The following is a 16,566-nucleotide window of genomic DNA, read 5'->3' as shown; positions in this document are numbered from 1 at the left end:
GCCCGCAGACGGTTCCCTACAAGGATTGAGTCGATGTTGCTTAGAAGCGCCAGGTGAAGCCGGCGTTGACGCTGTTGTCCTGGTGGTGCTGCGACAGCAGCCCGCCGTAGCCCAGCGACAGCGTGGCGTTTTCGTTCACCGCCACTTCCGCCCCCGCCTTCAGCACCATCCCGTCGCGCGAGACCGGCACGCTTTCCACCACGAACGGCGCGTTGCCGCCGTTGAACCGCAGCCCGGTGCCTCGCTCCAGCCCGCCGTACTGGTGTTGCCACCCCAGCTCGCTGCGCAGCGCCACCGTCGTGCCCGCGCTCACCTGCCATTCGGTGTCCGCACGCAGGCCCAGCGTCGACACCGTCGCATCCGTGTGCTGTTTATCCCCGCGCAAGGCCGCCGCGCCGCCGCTTTCCGCGATACCGTTGTTCTCGAAGTTCACGTACGCCAGGTTCACGAACGGCTCCAGGTTCAGCCACTCACCCTGCACGCTGTAGCCCGCTTCCGCGAACAGCTGCTCGGTGCGCGCGCTGTACTTCGCCGTGTCGCGGTCCGACTGCATTCCGTAGTTCACCGACCGCTTGGTATCGATGCGGTGCCAGGTGTAGCCCGCCCCGCCGCGCAGCGCCAGCGCCCCGAACTGCTTGTCGCCGTACGCCGCCAGGTGGTAGTTGTCGCTGTCCGCCTTCGACCCGTACCCGCCGTGCAGCGAGGTGCGGGTGTAGCCGGTCGCTACCCCCAACCGCCAGTCGTCCGCCGCCGCCGAGTCCAGCCCCACCAGCACCCCGTAGGTCGAGGCCTGATAACCCGTGGCGTTGGCGTCGCCCGACGCGTGGTCCCACGCCCCCAGCAGCTGCGCCCAGGCACCACCCTCGTCCGCCTTGATGGCCGACGAGCTCGCCAGCCCTTCCGCCTGACGCAGGCGCCCGTTCAGCGCCTCACGCAGGTGGCGGCTGTCGTTCACCAGCGCCGACGCGATATCCGCATGGATTTGCCCCGACAGCTGACGGAACGCCTGCCGCGCTTCGCCCGCCGTGCCGCTGCCGAGCAGGCTCTCGTACACCGGATTGCCCGCCGCCAGCGCATCCGCCGCCGCCGCCACCGCCCGCTCGTTCGGCGTCTGTGCCACGCTGGCGAAGCTCGTGCCGTTGCGCCCGACGCTCAGCGTCACCCCGGTCGGCTGGTAGCTCAGCCCGGTGCCGAAGAACAGGTAGTTCGGCGCCACCGCGTCAAACTGCCCGCTCACCCCCTGCTGCGCGCTCAGAATGGTGTACTGCTGGCCCAGCAGGCTGCGCACCTCGTTTTGCGTCAGCAGGTTGGGGCTGTTCTCCAGCATCACCGCCACCTCGCCGCCGCCGATCGTCGCCGATCCGCTGCTCTGGATCCGATCGCTCTGGCCGTTCGGCCCCACTTCCACCGCGTAGCGCGAACCCGGCTCGAAGCTGACGTTGCCCGCCACGTTCAGGGTGCCGAGCGAGTTGCCCGGCGCCACGGTGCCGCCCTGACGGGCGGTCAGCGAACCGACCGTGCCGCTGCCGCCGACGATGCCGCCGTTCTGCACGCTGACGGCCGAGGTGACCGAGCCGTTGACTGCCAGCCGCCCCTGATTGACCAGCGTCGGGCCGGCATAGGTGTTGTTACCCGTCAGCACCAGCGTGCCGATGCCCTGCTTGGTCAGGCCGCCGTGGCCGGAGATGTCGTTGCTCCAGAAGTCCAGGCCGCAAAGATCGCTGCTGCAGACGCGCTCGGTCGGTTTACCCTTGTCCTGCACCGCGCCGACGCCCGGCAGATCCACCACGAACTGGGTCGGGCCGTAAGCCACGCCCGTCGGATCCGGGATGCGGAACTCCGCAGGAATATCTTCGACGGTCACCAGCATGCCCGGGCCGTTGATGGCCTTGCCCAGGTTGATCATCCCCCAGCCGTAGAGCGCGTCGATGCCCGGCGCGCCCATGTCGGTGGCGGTGGTTTTCAGCACGTCCGCCACCTGTGCGCCATTCAAATACGGGAACCGCTCCATCAGCACCGCAACGCTGCCGGCCACGTGCGGCGCCGCCATTGAGGTGCCGCTTTTATTGGCATAGCCGGTCGTAAGATCGTCCACACCGGTGCCCGCGATCACCGAGCTGTACACCCGGGTACCCGGTGCCGAGACGCACAAACTGGCGGTATAGCCGCAGCGGGAAGAGAAGGTGCTGATGCTGTAATCGCCGGTATTGGTGGGATCCTGCAGGCTGGCGACCGACAGCCAGTTCGGCGCGATATCCGGCACGAAATACGCCAGGCCGGCCATGGCGTCCGGGTTGTTCAGGTTGTAATCGTTCCCGGCGGCGAAGATGGTGACCACGCCGCTGCGCGCCGCGTCGATCGCGCCCTGATAGGCGCCGCCGGGCTTGGTGCCGAGGATCTGTTTGATCTGATCGAACTGCTTTTGCGCGTCGTTCACCGTGAAGTGTGGATAAGCCGGGTCATAACCGCCTTTATCGAATTTTTCGGTGATACCGATACCCCAGCTGTTGTTGATGATGCGCGCGCCGCTGGCCACCAGCTTATTCCAACCGGCCTGATAAACCGCGCCGTCGTTGCCGAGCACAATGCCGTCTTCCGGACCGGGGTCGCCGTTTTCGGCGCTGATGATCTGCGCGTTGAACGCCACGCCGTGCATCGCGCCGCCGTCGCGGCTGCCGGCAGCGATACCGCCCACATGGGTGCCGTGCGACCCTAATTTGCCGCTGGAGTCGGTGCTTGGTGTGCCGTCATAACGGAAGTCATCGCCTTTTTTCACCGGAATATAGGGATCGGTGTATTCGCGGGTGCCTTCGGTAACCAGATTGATCACCTTATCAGGACCGGAAAACTCGGGGTGCTTGGCGTAGACCGGCTGATCGAAAATGCCGAGTTTGATGCCTTTGCCGGTATAACCGGCGGCGTAGGCCTGGTCGGCGTGGATCGCCCCCAGCCCCCATTCTGCGTTGAACTCACTGCTGCGCCAGCTGGCCGGATCGCCCGCTTTGCCGTTCTCTATATAGGTGGCAGCCTGCGCCCCGCCGATCGCCGTCAGGCAGATCAGCATCGCGCTCCATTGTGCGCGATGAACTCCGATTTCAGGCCAGCCGAAGGCCGCCCGAGCGGATTTGACTCCTCTAAGTTTCTTCTCCATCCCAGATACCGTCCGTTGTTGTTTGCAAATGTTTTATAAGATTTTTTGTGTAACAGTTTGGTAACACCAAATAAATAAAGCACAACAATCTCAAGTGCGCTTAATGTGTCATCCGGCAGTCAGGAGGGAGGAGAGAAAGTTTCAGGGGTGAATCAGGCGAAGGAGGATAAGAAATGGCAATGACATCTCCCAACGCCGAAGTCGCGGCATGAGGTGAGAGAAACAATATTATGATTATGATAAATAAGAATATAATTCATTAAATAACAAAGAGGCAGAACGCCTGAAAAGTGATTAACAGGCGTCTTTTATCACTTTTAATTATAAATTTTGCCAATATTCACTCAGTGAATTATGCTGGATTTTCACTCAGCCATCGGCAAAAATTGGATTATCCTGCTGATGTTTTTTTGCTGTTCATCGCGTCTTCTTCCGCCTGACGAAGGATGGCTTTGGCCATCCATTGCGTGACGTCCTGAATATTATCCAGCTCCAGGCCCCAGATATCTTTCAACACCAGAAATACTTCCGAGCCGTAAATCAGCGAGAAAGCATGAATCACTCTCTGCAGAGAGTCCGACGGCAGTTTGCCCTGCAACGGCTCTACCGCCAGCGCCAGCAGACGCTTGCGGTTGCCGCGCACGAATTTTTCGCCCGGCGTCGCGTTCGCCCACTGCTGTAAAGAGAGCTGCAACGCCGCGCGCAACGCCCCCTCATGCCGCTCCATCTGAGGATAGGCGAAGCTCAGCAATTGCTGAATACGCTTCAAAGCATCATCGTCTTGCGGGCGCCATTCCAGAATTGGACCCAGGCTTTCCGCCACCACGGCGCTAATCAGCGCACTTTGGGTCGGAAAGTAACGGTAGGCCGTCGCACGCGATACCTGTGCATGCGCCGCCAGTTCGGTGATCGAAGGAAACGCGCCTTCGTCATACAGCGCCATCGCGCTGGCCAGCAACAAACGGTAGGTTTTTGCCCGGGCGGAGGTCAGAGAAGGATCGAGAGGGACGGGAAAAGCATCTATCGGCACATAAACCTCATGCATCTGCACACGCTAGCACAACCGGGGACGATGCCTCTGTTGGCCGGTTGCCGGCAAAGCGCCGGCCACGTTGAAAAGCTCAAAAATGAGACAGAAGTCCCATTTTGCATCGCCTAACCCTTGCAAAAATGATACGGCCGTCTCATTATATAAATACATTAATTACTTTAACTTAATAGCCAGCACCAGGGTTCCACTAAAAATATAACATCATAATTTATAAATAAAAACTAGAAACACTCGGGAAAACCCCATGATTGATACTTCAAATTTTGTCTATATTGCTACCACAGCAGATACCAAAGGACAAGAGTTGGAGTACGTACGGCGGCTGATCGCTGCCCTGAATTTACCTACGCGAACCGTCGATCTCTCCACCCGTAGCCTGCCGTTTGATTCCCCCGCCGATATCAGCCCAGAGGACGTTGCCCGCCACCATCCGGCAGGCGCCGGCGCGGTCTTCTGCGCCAGCCGCGGCCAGGCGATCGCCGCCATGGCGACCGCTTTCGAACGCTTTATCCTGACGCGCCGCGATATTGCCGCCCTGCTTGGCCTGGGGGGCTCCGGTGGCACCGCCATCATCACGCTGGCCATGCAGCAGCTGCCGATCGGCCTGCCGAAAATAATGGTCTCAAGCATGGCGGCGGGTGACGTTTCCGCCTATGTCGGCGCCAGTGACATCAACATGCTGTATTCGGTCACCGATCTCGCCGGTCTGAACCGCATCTCGCGACGGGTGCTCGGCAACGCGGCGCGCCAGATAGCCGGGGCCGTACGCTTCGCCGCCGTCGACTATCCCGACGACAAGCCCGCGATTGGCCTGACGATGTTTGGCGTCACCACGCCCTGCATTCAGGCGCTGGTTGCCGACCTTGAGCCGCAATGGGATTGCCTGACGTTTCACGCCACCGGCAGCGGCGGCAGAGCGCTGGAAAAACTGATCGATAGCCGCCAACTGCACGGCGCCATCGACTTGACCACCACCGAAGTGGCCGATTACCTGTTTGGCGGTGTGCTACCCTGCAATGCAGATCGTTTCGGGGCCATCGCGCGTACCGGCATCCCTTGCGTGCTCTCCTGCGGCGCGATCGACATGATCAACTTCGGCGCGCCGAATACGGTGCCGGCTCGCTACGCCAACCGCCTGCGCCACCATCACAATCCGCAAGTGACGCTGGTGCGCACCAGCGCGCGGGAAAGCGCGTTAATCGGACGTTGGATGGGCGAAAAAATCAATGCCTGTACGGGCGAAGTGCGCTTCGTGATCCCGGCAGGCGGCGTATCGGCTCTGGATGCGCCGGGGCAACCGTTCTGGGATCCGGCGGCGCTGGCCGCCTTTACGCAAGCGCTGGAGGAGACGGTATACGCCACCGACAAACGCCGGCTGATAAAAACGCCTTATCATATTAACGACCCGCGCTTTGCACAGGCCGTTGCCGAACAGTTCCGGCACATTGTCGGCGGGGAATGATTATCACTCACTGCAGAACCTGCCGGTGATAACGCCAAATAAAAAAGGCCAGACAAATAGTCTGGCCCTTTTTTATTCACCGCGAGCGGATATTACTGACCGGAGGACATCTGCTCCTTCATTTTATTCATATGGTCCATCATCTTTTGCTCGCGTTTCTGATAATTCTCATTGTATTGTTTTTTCTGCTCAGGAGTCAGCAGGTTATACATTTTATTTTCCGCTTTGGCGCGTTCCAGCATGCGTTCGGATTGCGCTTTGCCCATCGCGTCAATTTGCGCTTTCGCCTTCGCTTCGTCAAAGCTGTCGGAAGCCACCAGATTATGCAGCGCCTGGCGTTCCTCTTTCATGCCCGGCCCGCGCTTCTGGTGCGACTCTTTCATGATGTCGCGCATCTGCTGGCGCTGCTGTTCGGTCAGATTCAGCCCGGCGAACGGGCCGCCTTTGCCTTCACCCTTGTGATGCATCATTTTCATCGGCGCCGCATCCGGTGCCGGTGCCGTCGTGTCTGCAGCGAACGCCGCAGAAGCAGAACCCAGAGCCAGCGTGGAAGCAATAAATAAAGCCGTCAATTTACGCATAATCATTTCCTTAAAAGTTTTTCTTCATCAGGAGCGCTGTACGTTAACAGGCTCATTCGTCGTCGGAGATAATAATAGGCTGATAAAATTCAAGTAATGCGAGGGTGTGTAAACTTTTTAAAACCCGTCTCGGATTTATTCACCAATTATGAGAAAACTATGAAGATGGCGTTTATTTGATGGAAATTTTAATTTCCCGGTAAAAATCCCCCCGGTGGAGTTATTTTTCCGCTTTCCCCTCACCGCTATAATTTACTCGCCTCCACGGCAACCTTGCATCAACCGTTTTCCGATAGCGGGGAGGTCGGTACAAACATCACAGGATCCGATGTTCTCCTACACTTTAAGACAACCGGCCGCCGGGTGACGTTTACACCGCAAAACTAATCATTGCTTATATAATAGTTTCCATCACCCGCCTCGCCTGTGAAAACCTGTTATATGATGCACAGATGCGCACGGCAACCACTTTCGGGCCAACAGGCTGCCCCGGAGCTGTGCTGACCGGCCGCCCGTGCTCTTTTGAGGAATCATCATGCCCGCAGACCAAGGCCCTGAGCTTCTTAACGCCCACTTCGGCACCCAAAGCCCCCACTGGCGGCTGGCGTTTGACAGCAATGCCCTGGAGCTGTCCGCCGTTAAGGGCAAAGCCCACGTCGCGGTGGCGCTCAGCGCCATGGAAGCGGCGAAAATCCGCCGTCTGACCGGCGTCACCGCCAGCCTTGAACTGACCATTACGCTCGCCGGAGAACCGCTGCATCTGCATCTGGTGGGGCGCCGCGTCAATAATCTCGAATGGGCGGGCACCGCTTCCGCCTTCAGCGACACCCAATCCGTGGCGCGCGATCTGGTGCACGGCCTCTCCTTCGCCGAGCAGGTGGTGTCCGAAGCCAACTCGGTGATCGTGATCGTCGATCAGCACGGCCGCATCCAACGCTTCAACCGGCTGAGCGAGGAGTACACCGGGCTGCGCGAACATGAAGTGATCGGCAAAAACGTTTTCCAGCTGTTTATGAGCCCGGAAGAAGCCGCCGCTTCGCGGCGCAACATCGCCGGCTTCTTCCGCAACGGTTCGTCCTATGAGGTGGAACGCTGGGTAAAAACGGTCAAGGGCGAACGGCTGTTCCTGTTCCGCAATAAGTTCGTGCACAGCGGCAGCGGCAAGAACGAGGTGTATCTTATCTGCTCCGGTACCGACATCACCGAAGAACGCCGTGCGCAGGAGCGGCTGCGGGTGCTGGCCAACACCGATCTCATCACCGGCCTACCGAACCGTAACGCGATCCAGGACAAAATCAATCACGCCATCGCCACGCGCGGCGAAGAGAGTTTCGGCCTGGTCTACCTCGATCTCGACAACTTCAAGAAGGTCAACGACGCCTACGGCCATATGTTCGGCGATCGGCTGCTGGTCGAGGTCGCGCTGGCGATCCTCGGCTGCCTGAGCCCGGACCAGGTGCTCGCCCGCCTCGGCGGCGACGAATTCTTGGTGCTGGCGCCGCAAACCGATCGCGAGCGCCTGCAAACGCTGGCGCAGCGCATCATCGACAGGCTGAAAACCCCTTTCCGCATCGGCCTGATTGAGGTGTATACCGGCTGTTCGATCGGCATCGCGCTGTGCCCGGAGCACGGCAACGATCTCGACAGCCTGATCCGCAGCGCCGATACCGCCATGTACGTCGCCAAGGAGCACGGCAAACGCACCTATACCGTCTTCTCGCCGGAGATGAACAAGCGCGTCGCCGAATACATGTGGCTGGACACCAATCTGCGCAAAGGCCTGGAGCAAAATCAGCTGGTGCTGTATTACCAGCCGAAAATCGACGCGCGCAGCGGTGAAGTGCACAGCGTGGAAGCGCTGGTGCGCTGGAATTCGCCGGAGCGCGGCCTGATCCCGCCGCTGCAGTTCATCTCCTACGCCGAGGAGTCCGGCCTGATCGGCCCACTGGGGCAATGGGTATTGCAGACCGCCGCCGGCCAGGCGGCGCAGTGGCAAGAGCAGGGATTGAATCTGCGGGTGGCGGTCAACCTCTCCGCCCGGCAGTTGGCCGACGACAGCATCGTCAACGACCTGCTCGGGGTGCTGCGCCGTCACCGCATGGCCCCTTGTCTGTTGGACTTCGAGTTGACCGAAAGCAGCCTGATTGAAGACGAGAACCGCGCTCGCGCGCTGATCACCCGGTTGCGCGAACTGGGCGCGCAGGTGCATCTCGACGACTTCGGCACCGGCTATTCGTCGCTGGCGCAGCTGGCGCGTATTCCGCTGGACGCCATCAAGCTGGATAAAAGCTTCGTGCGCGGGGTGAATTTCAACCCGGTATCGCAATCGTTGGTGCGCGCGATCGTTGCGGCGGCAGAGGCGTTGGCGTTCCGGGTGATCGCCGAAGGGGTGGAGACCGAGAGCGAAAACCACTTCCTCGACGAGGTCGGCGTGGACGAAAAACAGGGCTTTCTGTTTGCGCGGCCAATGCTCCCGGAACAGCTGGAGCATTGGCTGCAGTCCTACCGCCCGCACTCACCCTCCGCGTGAGGCGGGCGCGTTAACGTTAGCCGGCACGACGCAGGTTCAGGGTATGGCGATCCTGCAACATCACCAGCCGCTCGATGTAGGCGCGGTCTTTTTCCTCAATGGTAAAGGCCGAGTGCACCCAGTCTTCAGTAATGTCCATCAGCTCGGAACGCGTCAGCTGCAACACGCGCTGACGCGCCCGCAGCATGGCGCGCATGCCGTTGAGCTTCGGCCGTATGGTATCGATAAAGGTGCGCGTCGCCATGTAGGCGTCGCCGGGCTGGAACAGCTGGTCTACCAGCCCGCGGCTCTCGAACCACTCTGCGGTGTGCGACTCGCCGCCCCAAATCAGCTCCTCGGCCAAGCGCATGCCAGCCTTGCGCGCCACCAGCGAGTAACCGCCCATACCGGGAAACAGGTTGAACGCGATCTCCGGAAACCCCATGCGCGCGTTGTTCTGCGCCAGCACGAAATGGTGCGCCAGCGCCGCTTCAAAGCCGCCGCCCAGCGCGCTGCCTTCGACCATCGCAATGCTGACCGCGCCGGTGTCGAAACCGCGCGCCGCCGCATGTACGCAGTCGATGCAGGCGCGCGCGTAGGCCATCATCGCCTCGCGCTTGCGGTTTTTGATCGCTTCGGCGAAGAACTGCAGATCGCCGCCGACGTTGAACATGTTCGGCACCAGCGAGCCGGTGACCCAGAAATCGAACCGCAGCGAAGACTCCTTCGCCGCCTGCGCCAGCGTCATGATGTCTTCGATCAGCGCCTGGTTGAAGCAGGGGCGCGGCGCGGCGCGCAGCAGCATCCACATGATGTGCCGCCCCTCTTCATAGTAGGCAGACAGCTGCGACAGATTGCCCGCTTCGGTAAACGGACGACAGGTGGGGTGATTAAGCAATTTCATAAGACCTTCCAGTTTTTCTGTTGATGACGGATGAGACCGTTCCAGCCCCTACGGCTGCAGCGGAGCGGCGGGCGGCAAAAGCGCGACGCCACATCATGAGTAAACGCTTTCTCGCCGACGAAACAGATAAAAATTGGAGGTAGGGAAGTGAAAAAAACCGAGGCGCCACGGGGTTTTCATAGGAATTTTACCTATCTGCCCCTCCCCGGCATTTCATGCCGGGCGCTAACGCGCTAAGCTCGGAAAATGACCGTTTGCCGCTCCGGCGTTCAAAACGCCGCGGGGCTTTGGCTATAATCAACGCTGAAACATGCCGTTTAACGTTAAGGAAATCGTGAAGTAATGCCTACAGGACCAGACCAGGAACGCCGCCAGCCCGCACAAGACACGCCGCCGAAGCCGCTTATCGCCATCAAGACCGGCCATGAGACTCTCGACCGCCGCATCGGTGGTTTTTCACGTCTGATTGAACGCATCAAAGCCTGGCCAAGCGTGGCGCACCTGCTGCGCGCCGCCGAACGCTTTAACGATCGGCTGGGTAGCCAGTTCGGCGCCGCTATTACCTATTTTTCATTCCTCTCGCTGATCCCGATCCTGATGGTGTCGTTTGCCGCCGCCGGCTTCGTGCTGGCCTCCAACCCGGATCTGCTGGCCCGCTTGATCAACCGCATCGTCGGCAGCATCAGCGATCCGACGCTGGCCAGCACGCTGAAGAACACCGTCAACACCGCCATTCAGCAGCGCACCACCGTGGGATTGACCGGCCTGGCGCTGGCGCTCTATTCCGGCATCAGCTGGATGGGCAACCTGCGCGAGGCGATCCGCGCGCAGTCGCGCGATGTCTGGGAGCGCAATCCGCAGGATCAGGAGAAAATCTACTTCAAATACACCCGCGACTTCATCTCGCTGACCGGCCTGGTGGTCGCGCTGATCATTACGCTGTCGCTGACTTCGGTCGCCGGGTCGGCGCAGGCGGCGATCGTCAATGCGCTGGGGCTGGACGGCATCGAATGGCTGCGGCCGGCGCTGACGCTGATCGCGCTGTCGATCTCGATCTTCGCCAACTATCTGCTGTTCCTGTGGATTTTCTGGATGCTGCCGCGCCACAAACCGAAGAAAAAAGCGCTGCTGCGCGGCACCTTGCTCGCCGCCATCGGCTTTGAGGTGATCAAGTTCGTGATGACCATGACGCTGCCGCAGGTGGCGAAGTCGCCTTCCGGCGCGGCCTTCGGATCGGTGATCGGGCTGATGGCGTTCTTCTACTTCTTCGCCCGTTTGACGCTGTTTTGCGCCGCCTGGATCGCCACCGCCGACTACAAAGGCGACAAAGCGTTGCCGGAACGCGAGCCGCCGACGCGCTGAAGCCATGCGATCGTGCCGGTGTTATCGCACACACCGGCACTTTCCTCTGGATATCAGCCAGAAAACCAGTCAATACGTCTAAATAACGAGGCGCGCGATCCGAAAAACCAGCATAACAAACTGCTCGCTCACTTTTCTTTGCCGCTTTTACAGCCATTCCCTCTGCACGAAAGCCCTTTCTCAACGTTTAACGCTGCAGAAAACAAGCCAGATAAAACATTAGTCTTTTTAACCGGTTAGCGGGGCCATTGCCCAAAGTTCCCGCGTTGAAAAGGCCGAATGCTGTCACTAAGATGGATTTTTACCCCTTCCAACAATAAGAAATATTATGCAAGCCACCATCGCACCCCCACTCGACGCCGACGACGCGTCCACACCGGTGAACTCCCGCGGGAAAGTCATCGTAGCCTCGCTGGTCGGTACCGCCATCGAGTTCTTCGACTTCTACATCTACGCCACCGCCGCGGTGATCGTGTTTCCACATATCTTCTTCCCACAGGGCGACCCGACCACCGCAACGCTGCAGTCGCTGGCCACCTTCGCCGTCGCCTTTGTCGCGCGCCCTATCGGCTCTGCGCTGTTCGGGCACTTCGGCGATCGCGTGGGGCGCAAGGTCACGCTGGTCGCCTCGCTGCTGACCATGGGGATTTCCACCGTGCTGATCGGCCTGCTGCCGAGCTATGAAACCATCGGCATCTTCGCCCCTATCCTGCTGGCGCTGGCGCGCTTCGGGCAGGGCCTGGGACTGGGCGGCGAATGGGGCGGCGCCGCCCTGCTGGCGACGGAGAACGCGCCGGCCAAAAAGCGCGCGCTGTACGGCTCCTTCCCCCAGTTGGGCGCGCCGATCGGCTTCTTCTTCGCCAACGGCACCTTCCTGCTGCTCTCCTGGCTGCTGAGCGACCAGCAGTTTATGGAATGGGGCTGGCGCGTGCCGTTCATCCTCTCCGCCGCGCTGGTGCTGATTGGCCTGTACGTTCGGGTGTCGCTGCATGAAACGCCGGTGTTCGCCAAAGTGGCCAAAGCCGGCAAACAGGTGAAAGTGCCACTCGGCACGCTGCTGAGCAAGCATCTGAAAGCGACCATCCTCGGCACTTTCATCATGCTGGCGACCTACACGCTGTTTTATCTGATGACGGTGTATTCGATGACCTACGGCACCACGCCGCAGCCGTTGGGGCTCGGCTACTCCCGCAACAGCTTCCTGTGGATGCTGATGGTGGCGGTAATCGGTTTCGGCGTGATGGTACCGATCGCCGGCCTGCTGGCGGACGCGTTCGGCCGCCGCAAGACCATGATCGCCATTACCCTGCTGATGATCGGCTTCGCGTTCCTGTTCCCGACCCTGCTGGGTTCCGGTAACCAGGCGCTGGTGATGGGCTTCCTGCTGTGCGGCCTGAGCATCATGGGGCTGACCTTTGGCCCCATGGGCGCGCTGCTGCCGGAGCTGTTCCCGACCGAAGTGCGCTATACCGGCGCGTCGTTCTCCTACAACGTCGCGTCTATTCTCGGCGCGTCCGTGGCGCCTTATATCGCCACCTGGCTGGCGGCCCACTACGGGCTGTTCTACGTCGGCATGTACCTGGCGGCGATGGCCGGGTTGACGCTGTTGGCCCTGCTGCTGATGAAAGAAACCCGCCACCAGTCGCTGTGATCCCCTACGGCCCCCTCACTGCGGGGGGCCGCACGCGTTGTGCGTTTCCTGTCATAAAACCGGGCTATGCTGGACGTTTCTCTCGGTAACAGGATTGGCCGATGTCTCTGCGTCGTGGGGTATTTGTCTGCGTTGCGCTGCTGGCGGCTCTCGCCATCGCGCTCTATTACGGGTTGAAGCCCGACCATCCCGATGCGCTGTGGCGCATCGTCAGCCAGCAATGTCTGCCCAATCAGCAGGCGCATGACAACCCGGCGCCCTGCGCGCAGGTGGATGTGCCGGCCGGCTTCGTGGTGTTTAAGGATCGCAACGGGCCGCTGCAATACCTGCTGATGCCCAGCGCCAAAATCACCGGGATAGAAAGCCCGGCGGTGCTGGACGCCGCCACGCCGAATTTCTTCGCCCAGGCCTGGCGCGCGCGCCACGTGATGGCGGAACGCTATGGCAAACCGATCGACGACGGCGATATTTCACTGGCGATCAACTCGGAATATGGCCGCACGCAAAACCAGCTGCATATTCATATCTCCTGCCTGTTGCCGGCGGTAAAACAGCGGCTGGCGCAGATCGGCCCCGATTTTATCGAGCAATGGCAACCGCTGCCCGGCGGCCTGTTGGGGCATGACTATCTGGGGCGACGGGTGACCCCTGCCGAGCTGGAACAGCAGGGCGCCTTCCGTCTGTTGGCTTCCGGCCTGCCGCGCGCCGACGGGCGCATGGGCAGCTTCGGCCTGGCGATGACCGCGCTGCCGGACGGCGATTTCCTGCTGCTGGCGACCGAGCGCAGCCTGCTGCCGTTCACCCTGGCCTCGGCGGAAGAGATCCAGGATCACGACTGCCGCCTGCTTACGCCACCGCCGCGCGCCTGATTACTTTTTGCCTTTCATCTCCCGCAGGATCTGCCCGCACTGGTTCTCCTCGCCGCCTTCACTGGGCGAGACCAGCGCCAGCAGCGCCGCCGCCGGCGTCAGCACCGCCCCCAACGCCACCGCCGCCGCGCCGCGCGCGATCAGCGGCCCGGCTTTCACCCCGGCGTCGGGGTGCTTGAAGGTGCCTTTCACGTACAGCGGCGAGCGCAGGGTCAGCACGCGCATCCCCTTGCTTTCCGGATCGATGGACAAATCCAGCCGTTCGGTGGCGAGGTTGGTGTTGCCGGTGATGTTGATCACCGCGTTCTCGGTGTCGAACACGAACAGCCGCGGCGCGGCGACGCCGCTGCGGATGCCGACGTCCGCCGCCGCGCAGTTGATGCCCACCACGTCGTCGCCGAACAGCTGCGCCACCAGATAATTGCCGACGTTCAGGCCGAGGATCTCCATCAGGCTACGGCTGATCACCCCGTTATTGATCAACAGGCGCAGGTCGCCGTTGCTGGTCGCCAGCAGCTCGGCCACCGAATTGCCGCTGCCCGTCAGCCTGGCGTCGCCGTTCATCTGCCCGAGGCTGCGCTTCATCGCCGCCACGTTCGGCAACAGCTGTTTGAGCTGGAGTTTGCGCGCATGCATATCCACCTGCCCGCGCATCGGCTTTTTGCCGCCGTCGAGGCGCACCACGGCGTTCAGGCTGCCGCCCGCCATGCCGAAGCGCAGCGGATCCAGACGCAACTCGCCATTGTTCAGCTTCAGGTGCGTGGCCAGATCGCTCAGCGGTAAATCGCTGCCGCGTTCGATGCGCGCGGCGGCAAACTTCACGTCCGCATCCATCTTGCGCCAGCTTTGCGTATCGAACTGCGCGACCGGCAGCACCTTATCCGCCGGTTGGCGGCTCTTCTCGCCGCGCCCGGCTTTGGCGGCGTTGGAATCCGCGCCGATCAACGGCGCCAGATCCGCCAACCTCAGCTGCCGGGAGTTCACCGCGCCGCTCAGCGTCGGCCGCGGCTTACCGGCAACGTATTTCAAGTCGCCGTGAATGTCGCTGTCGCCGATTTTGCCGTCGAACTTCTGATATTCGAACACGGCGCCGCCCGGCTGATGCAGGCGGGCTATCAGATGGCCATCGGTCGCATACGGCGGCGTGTTCGGCAGCAGCACGCCGGTCAGGCCATAGAGGTCACCCAGGCTTTCGCCGGAAAATTTCAGCTGCACGTCCAGGCCGCCGAGGTTCAGCGGATCGGACAAGGTGCCCGCCACCGCAACACGGGTGCTGCCGGAACGCACGTCGGCCTGCAGCGGGAACGGCAGATCGGCGCTCTGCAGTGACAGCATGCCGCCGATCTTGCCGCTGCCGCTCAGCGGTTCGCCGTTATATTTGCCCTTGACCTGCCAACCGAAAACGTAGTCGGGGGTAGCGGCCTTGCCGCCGCTCTGCTTGCCGGTCACTTCACTGAACGGCAGCGGTTTACCGAGCGGATCGATGACGGCGCGGAAATCCGCCTTCAGGGTGGCGTCTTTAAAGGCGATCTGTCCCTTGTCGAATACGATGTCATGAACGGTGAACGACCAGGCGGAAGGCGGTTGCTGCGGATCCTGGCCAGCGGCCAGATCAAACGTCCAGTTGTTGTCGCCGTTGGCCAAGCGTTCCAACGACGCATTCGGCTGCTTGAGCCAGATGCGCGGGATCAGCAGTTCTTTCCTCAGCAGCGCCAGCGGCGCGATGCTGGCGTCGACGCGCTGCAGCGTCACCATGCTGTCGCCGGGCATGTTTTTCGGGTTGCCCAGCCACACGTCTTCGGCGTGAATATGCGGCCAGGGCACCCAGGCGCGCCAGCCGCCCTCATCCCGATTACGCGACCAGTCGACGCCCAGATCGCCGCGGATGGCGAACGGCCGCCGCAGTTCGGCCGACACTTTGTCGTTGATGGTGGGTTTGAGTCGATTCCAGTCGAAGGTAGCGATGAAGATCGCCAGCGCGACGATCGCCAGCAGCACAATGCCGCCCAGCCAGCTGAAAACCTTTCCTGTTCTTGTCATAGGGCTCCCTCAGCACATAAACCGGGCTGCCGAATGAAAGGAAAAAGAATGAGCAGCCCCGTTTAAGCCTAGCTGAGGATAGGCCGGAGTTCACGCCGGCGCGCCGGGCGCGGCGAACAGCGTCGGTACGCTGTGCAGAGTTTCAAAGCACGCCGGGCGGGAAAGATAGTAGCCCTGCGCGGCCAACGCGCCGGAACGCTGCACCAGCCGCCACTCCTGCTCGGTTTCCACGCCTTCGACGATCACCCCGTCGCTGTGCTGGTTCATCATCGTGATCAGGGTGCCGAGCAGCTGTACGCCCTCTTCCGACTGTTTGAGCAAGGTGAACAACTCGCGCGCCACCTTGATGTATTGATAGCGCCAGGCGCCGACGGCGGAGAAGTTGGCCAGCCCGCTGCCGAAATCGTCCAGCCACAGCCGTTCGCCGCCGACGATCTGCTGCAACGGGTGGTTTGACGCCGTTTCGGCGTGCTCCACCAGCTCGAAGCGCAGATAGGGCATCTCGGCGATCTGGCGTTGCAGCTCGCTATGACGTTGCAACGCTTGCAGCGCGATGCCGTCGATATTGACCGACACCATCACCGCGTGGCGAATGAACAATGCCTGCCAGCGCTGCAACAACGCCAGCTGTTCCTGGATCACCCGCAAACGCTGGGCGACGCCGAGCGAGGCGAAATACTGTTCCGGGGATTGCCGTTTGTCCGGCTCATTCGGGTGATATACCGCCGTCAGCAGTTCCACCGCCAGCAGCGCGCCGCTGGTGCGATAAATCGGCTGGAAGGTATACAAGCGCCGGCATTGCCGCCAGTAGCGCCGCGATTTGGCGCAGGCATAGAGGGCAAAACAGGGCGCCAGCAGACCCGAGATCAGGTTGGTTATCATCGGTACTATCGCCGTGGCGGGGAAGTGAGAGCGCTGCCGCTGTTTCTTTACCCAGCTTATCGGCCGCACCGCGTAAAACTTTAAGCATGAATTGCCGCGCGCTT

General features: G+C 61.2%; 11 protein-coding genes. 5 read left to right on the top strand and 6 right to left on the bottom strand.

What is annotated here, in order from left to right:
* Window positions 1-40: 40 nt before the first annotated feature.
* Both ACJ8QI_RS22675 and ACJ8QI_RS22670 read right to left on the bottom strand, forming a co-directional pair.
* A complete protein-coding gene (locus ACJ8QI_RS22675) occupies window positions 41-3,064 on the bottom strand; it encodes an autotransporter outer membrane beta-barrel domain-containing protein (RefSeq protein WP_442533127.1) in 3,024 nt (1,007 codons plus the stop codon).
* Between the two features lie 478 nt (window positions 3,065-3,542).
* A complete protein-coding gene (locus ACJ8QI_RS22670; RefSeq protein ID WP_038874652.1) occupies window positions 3,543-4,196 on the bottom strand; it encodes a TetR/AcrR family transcriptional regulator in 654 nt (217 codons plus the stop codon).
* A 250-nt stretch (window positions 4,197-4,446) separates the two neighbouring features.
* Between ACJ8QI_RS22670 and ACJ8QI_RS22665 the strand changes: the two genes are divergently transcribed.
* Window positions 4,447-5,664, top strand: coding sequence for a Tm-1-like ATP-binding domain-containing protein (locus ACJ8QI_RS22665; protein ID WP_442533126.1), 1,218 nt, complete (start codon window positions 4,447-4,449; stop codon window positions 5,662-5,664).
* Between the two features lie 92 nt (window positions 5,665-5,756).
* Here the strand turns inward: ACJ8QI_RS22665 and spy are convergent, their stop codons facing one another.
* On the bottom strand, window positions 5,757-6,245 hold the full coding sequence (spy, locus tag ACJ8QI_RS22660; RefSeq protein WP_038874659.1) for an ATP-independent periplasmic protein-refolding chaperone Spy: 489 nt from the start codon (window positions 6,243-6,245) through the stop codon (window positions 5,757-5,759).
* 535 nt (window positions 6,246-6,780) lie between these two features.
* Here spy and pdeR point away from each other — a divergent pair.
* Window positions 6,781-8,775, top strand: a complete 1,995-nt coding sequence (pdeR, locus tag ACJ8QI_RS22655) for a cyclic di-GMP phosphodiesterase (RefSeq protein ID WP_442533125.1) — start codon at window positions 6,781-6,783, stop codon at window positions 8,773-8,775.
* 16 nt (window positions 8,776-8,791) lie between these two features.
* On the opposite strand, the gene ACJ8QI_RS22650 is transcribed toward pdeR, so the two are convergent.
* Entirely contained in the window at window positions 8,792-9,658 is an 867-nt protein-coding gene (locus ACJ8QI_RS22650) for a crotonase/enoyl-CoA hydratase family protein (RefSeq protein WP_038874666.1), read from the bottom strand.
* A 342-nt stretch (window positions 9,659-10,000) separates the two neighbouring features.
* Here ACJ8QI_RS22650 and yhjD point away from each other — a divergent pair, with 342 nt between their 5' ends.
* The 3 genes from yhjD to ACJ8QI_RS22635 all read left to right on the top strand — a co-directional run bounded on the left by yhjD (window position 10,001) and on the right by ACJ8QI_RS22635 (window position 13,540).
* Window positions 10,001-11,020 (top strand): inner membrane protein YhjD, encoded by a 1,020-nt coding sequence (gene yhjD / locus ACJ8QI_RS22645; RefSeq protein ID WP_049270142.1) that lies wholly within the window; start codon window positions 10,001-10,003, stop codon window positions 11,018-11,020.
* 328 nt (window positions 11,021-11,348) lie between these two features.
* Window positions 11,349-12,671, top strand: a complete 1,323-nt coding sequence (locus ACJ8QI_RS22640; protein WP_038874673.1) for an MFS transporter — start codon at window positions 11,349-11,351, stop codon at window positions 12,669-12,671.
* 101 nt (window positions 12,672-12,772) lie between these two features.
* Window positions 12,773-13,540: a CDP-diacylglycerol diphosphatase gene (locus ACJ8QI_RS22635; RefSeq protein WP_060425394.1), complete on the top strand. Its 768-nt coding sequence runs from the start codon at window positions 12,773-12,775 to the stop codon at window positions 13,538-13,540.
* Here the strand turns inward: ACJ8QI_RS22635 and ACJ8QI_RS22630 are convergent, their stop codons facing one another.
* Window positions 13,541-15,580 (bottom strand): AsmA family protein, encoded by a 2,040-nt coding sequence (locus ACJ8QI_RS22630; protein ID WP_442533124.1) that lies wholly within the window; start codon window positions 15,578-15,580, stop codon window positions 13,541-13,543.
* A 90-nt stretch (window positions 15,581-15,670) separates the two neighbouring features.
* A complete protein-coding gene (gene pdeH, locus ACJ8QI_RS22625; RefSeq protein ID WP_060425390.1) occupies window positions 15,671-16,462 on the bottom strand; it encodes a cyclic-guanylate-specific phosphodiesterase in 792 nt (263 codons plus the stop codon).
* Window positions 16,463-16,566: the final 104 nt, after the last annotated feature.

It is taken from the genome of Serratia sp. CY84636 (assembly GCF_052166245.1).
GTDB lineage: Bacteria > Pseudomonadota > Gammaproteobacteria > Enterobacterales > Enterobacteriaceae > Serratia > Serratia nevei.
This window is presented reverse-complemented; position numbering and strand designations above follow the sequence as displayed.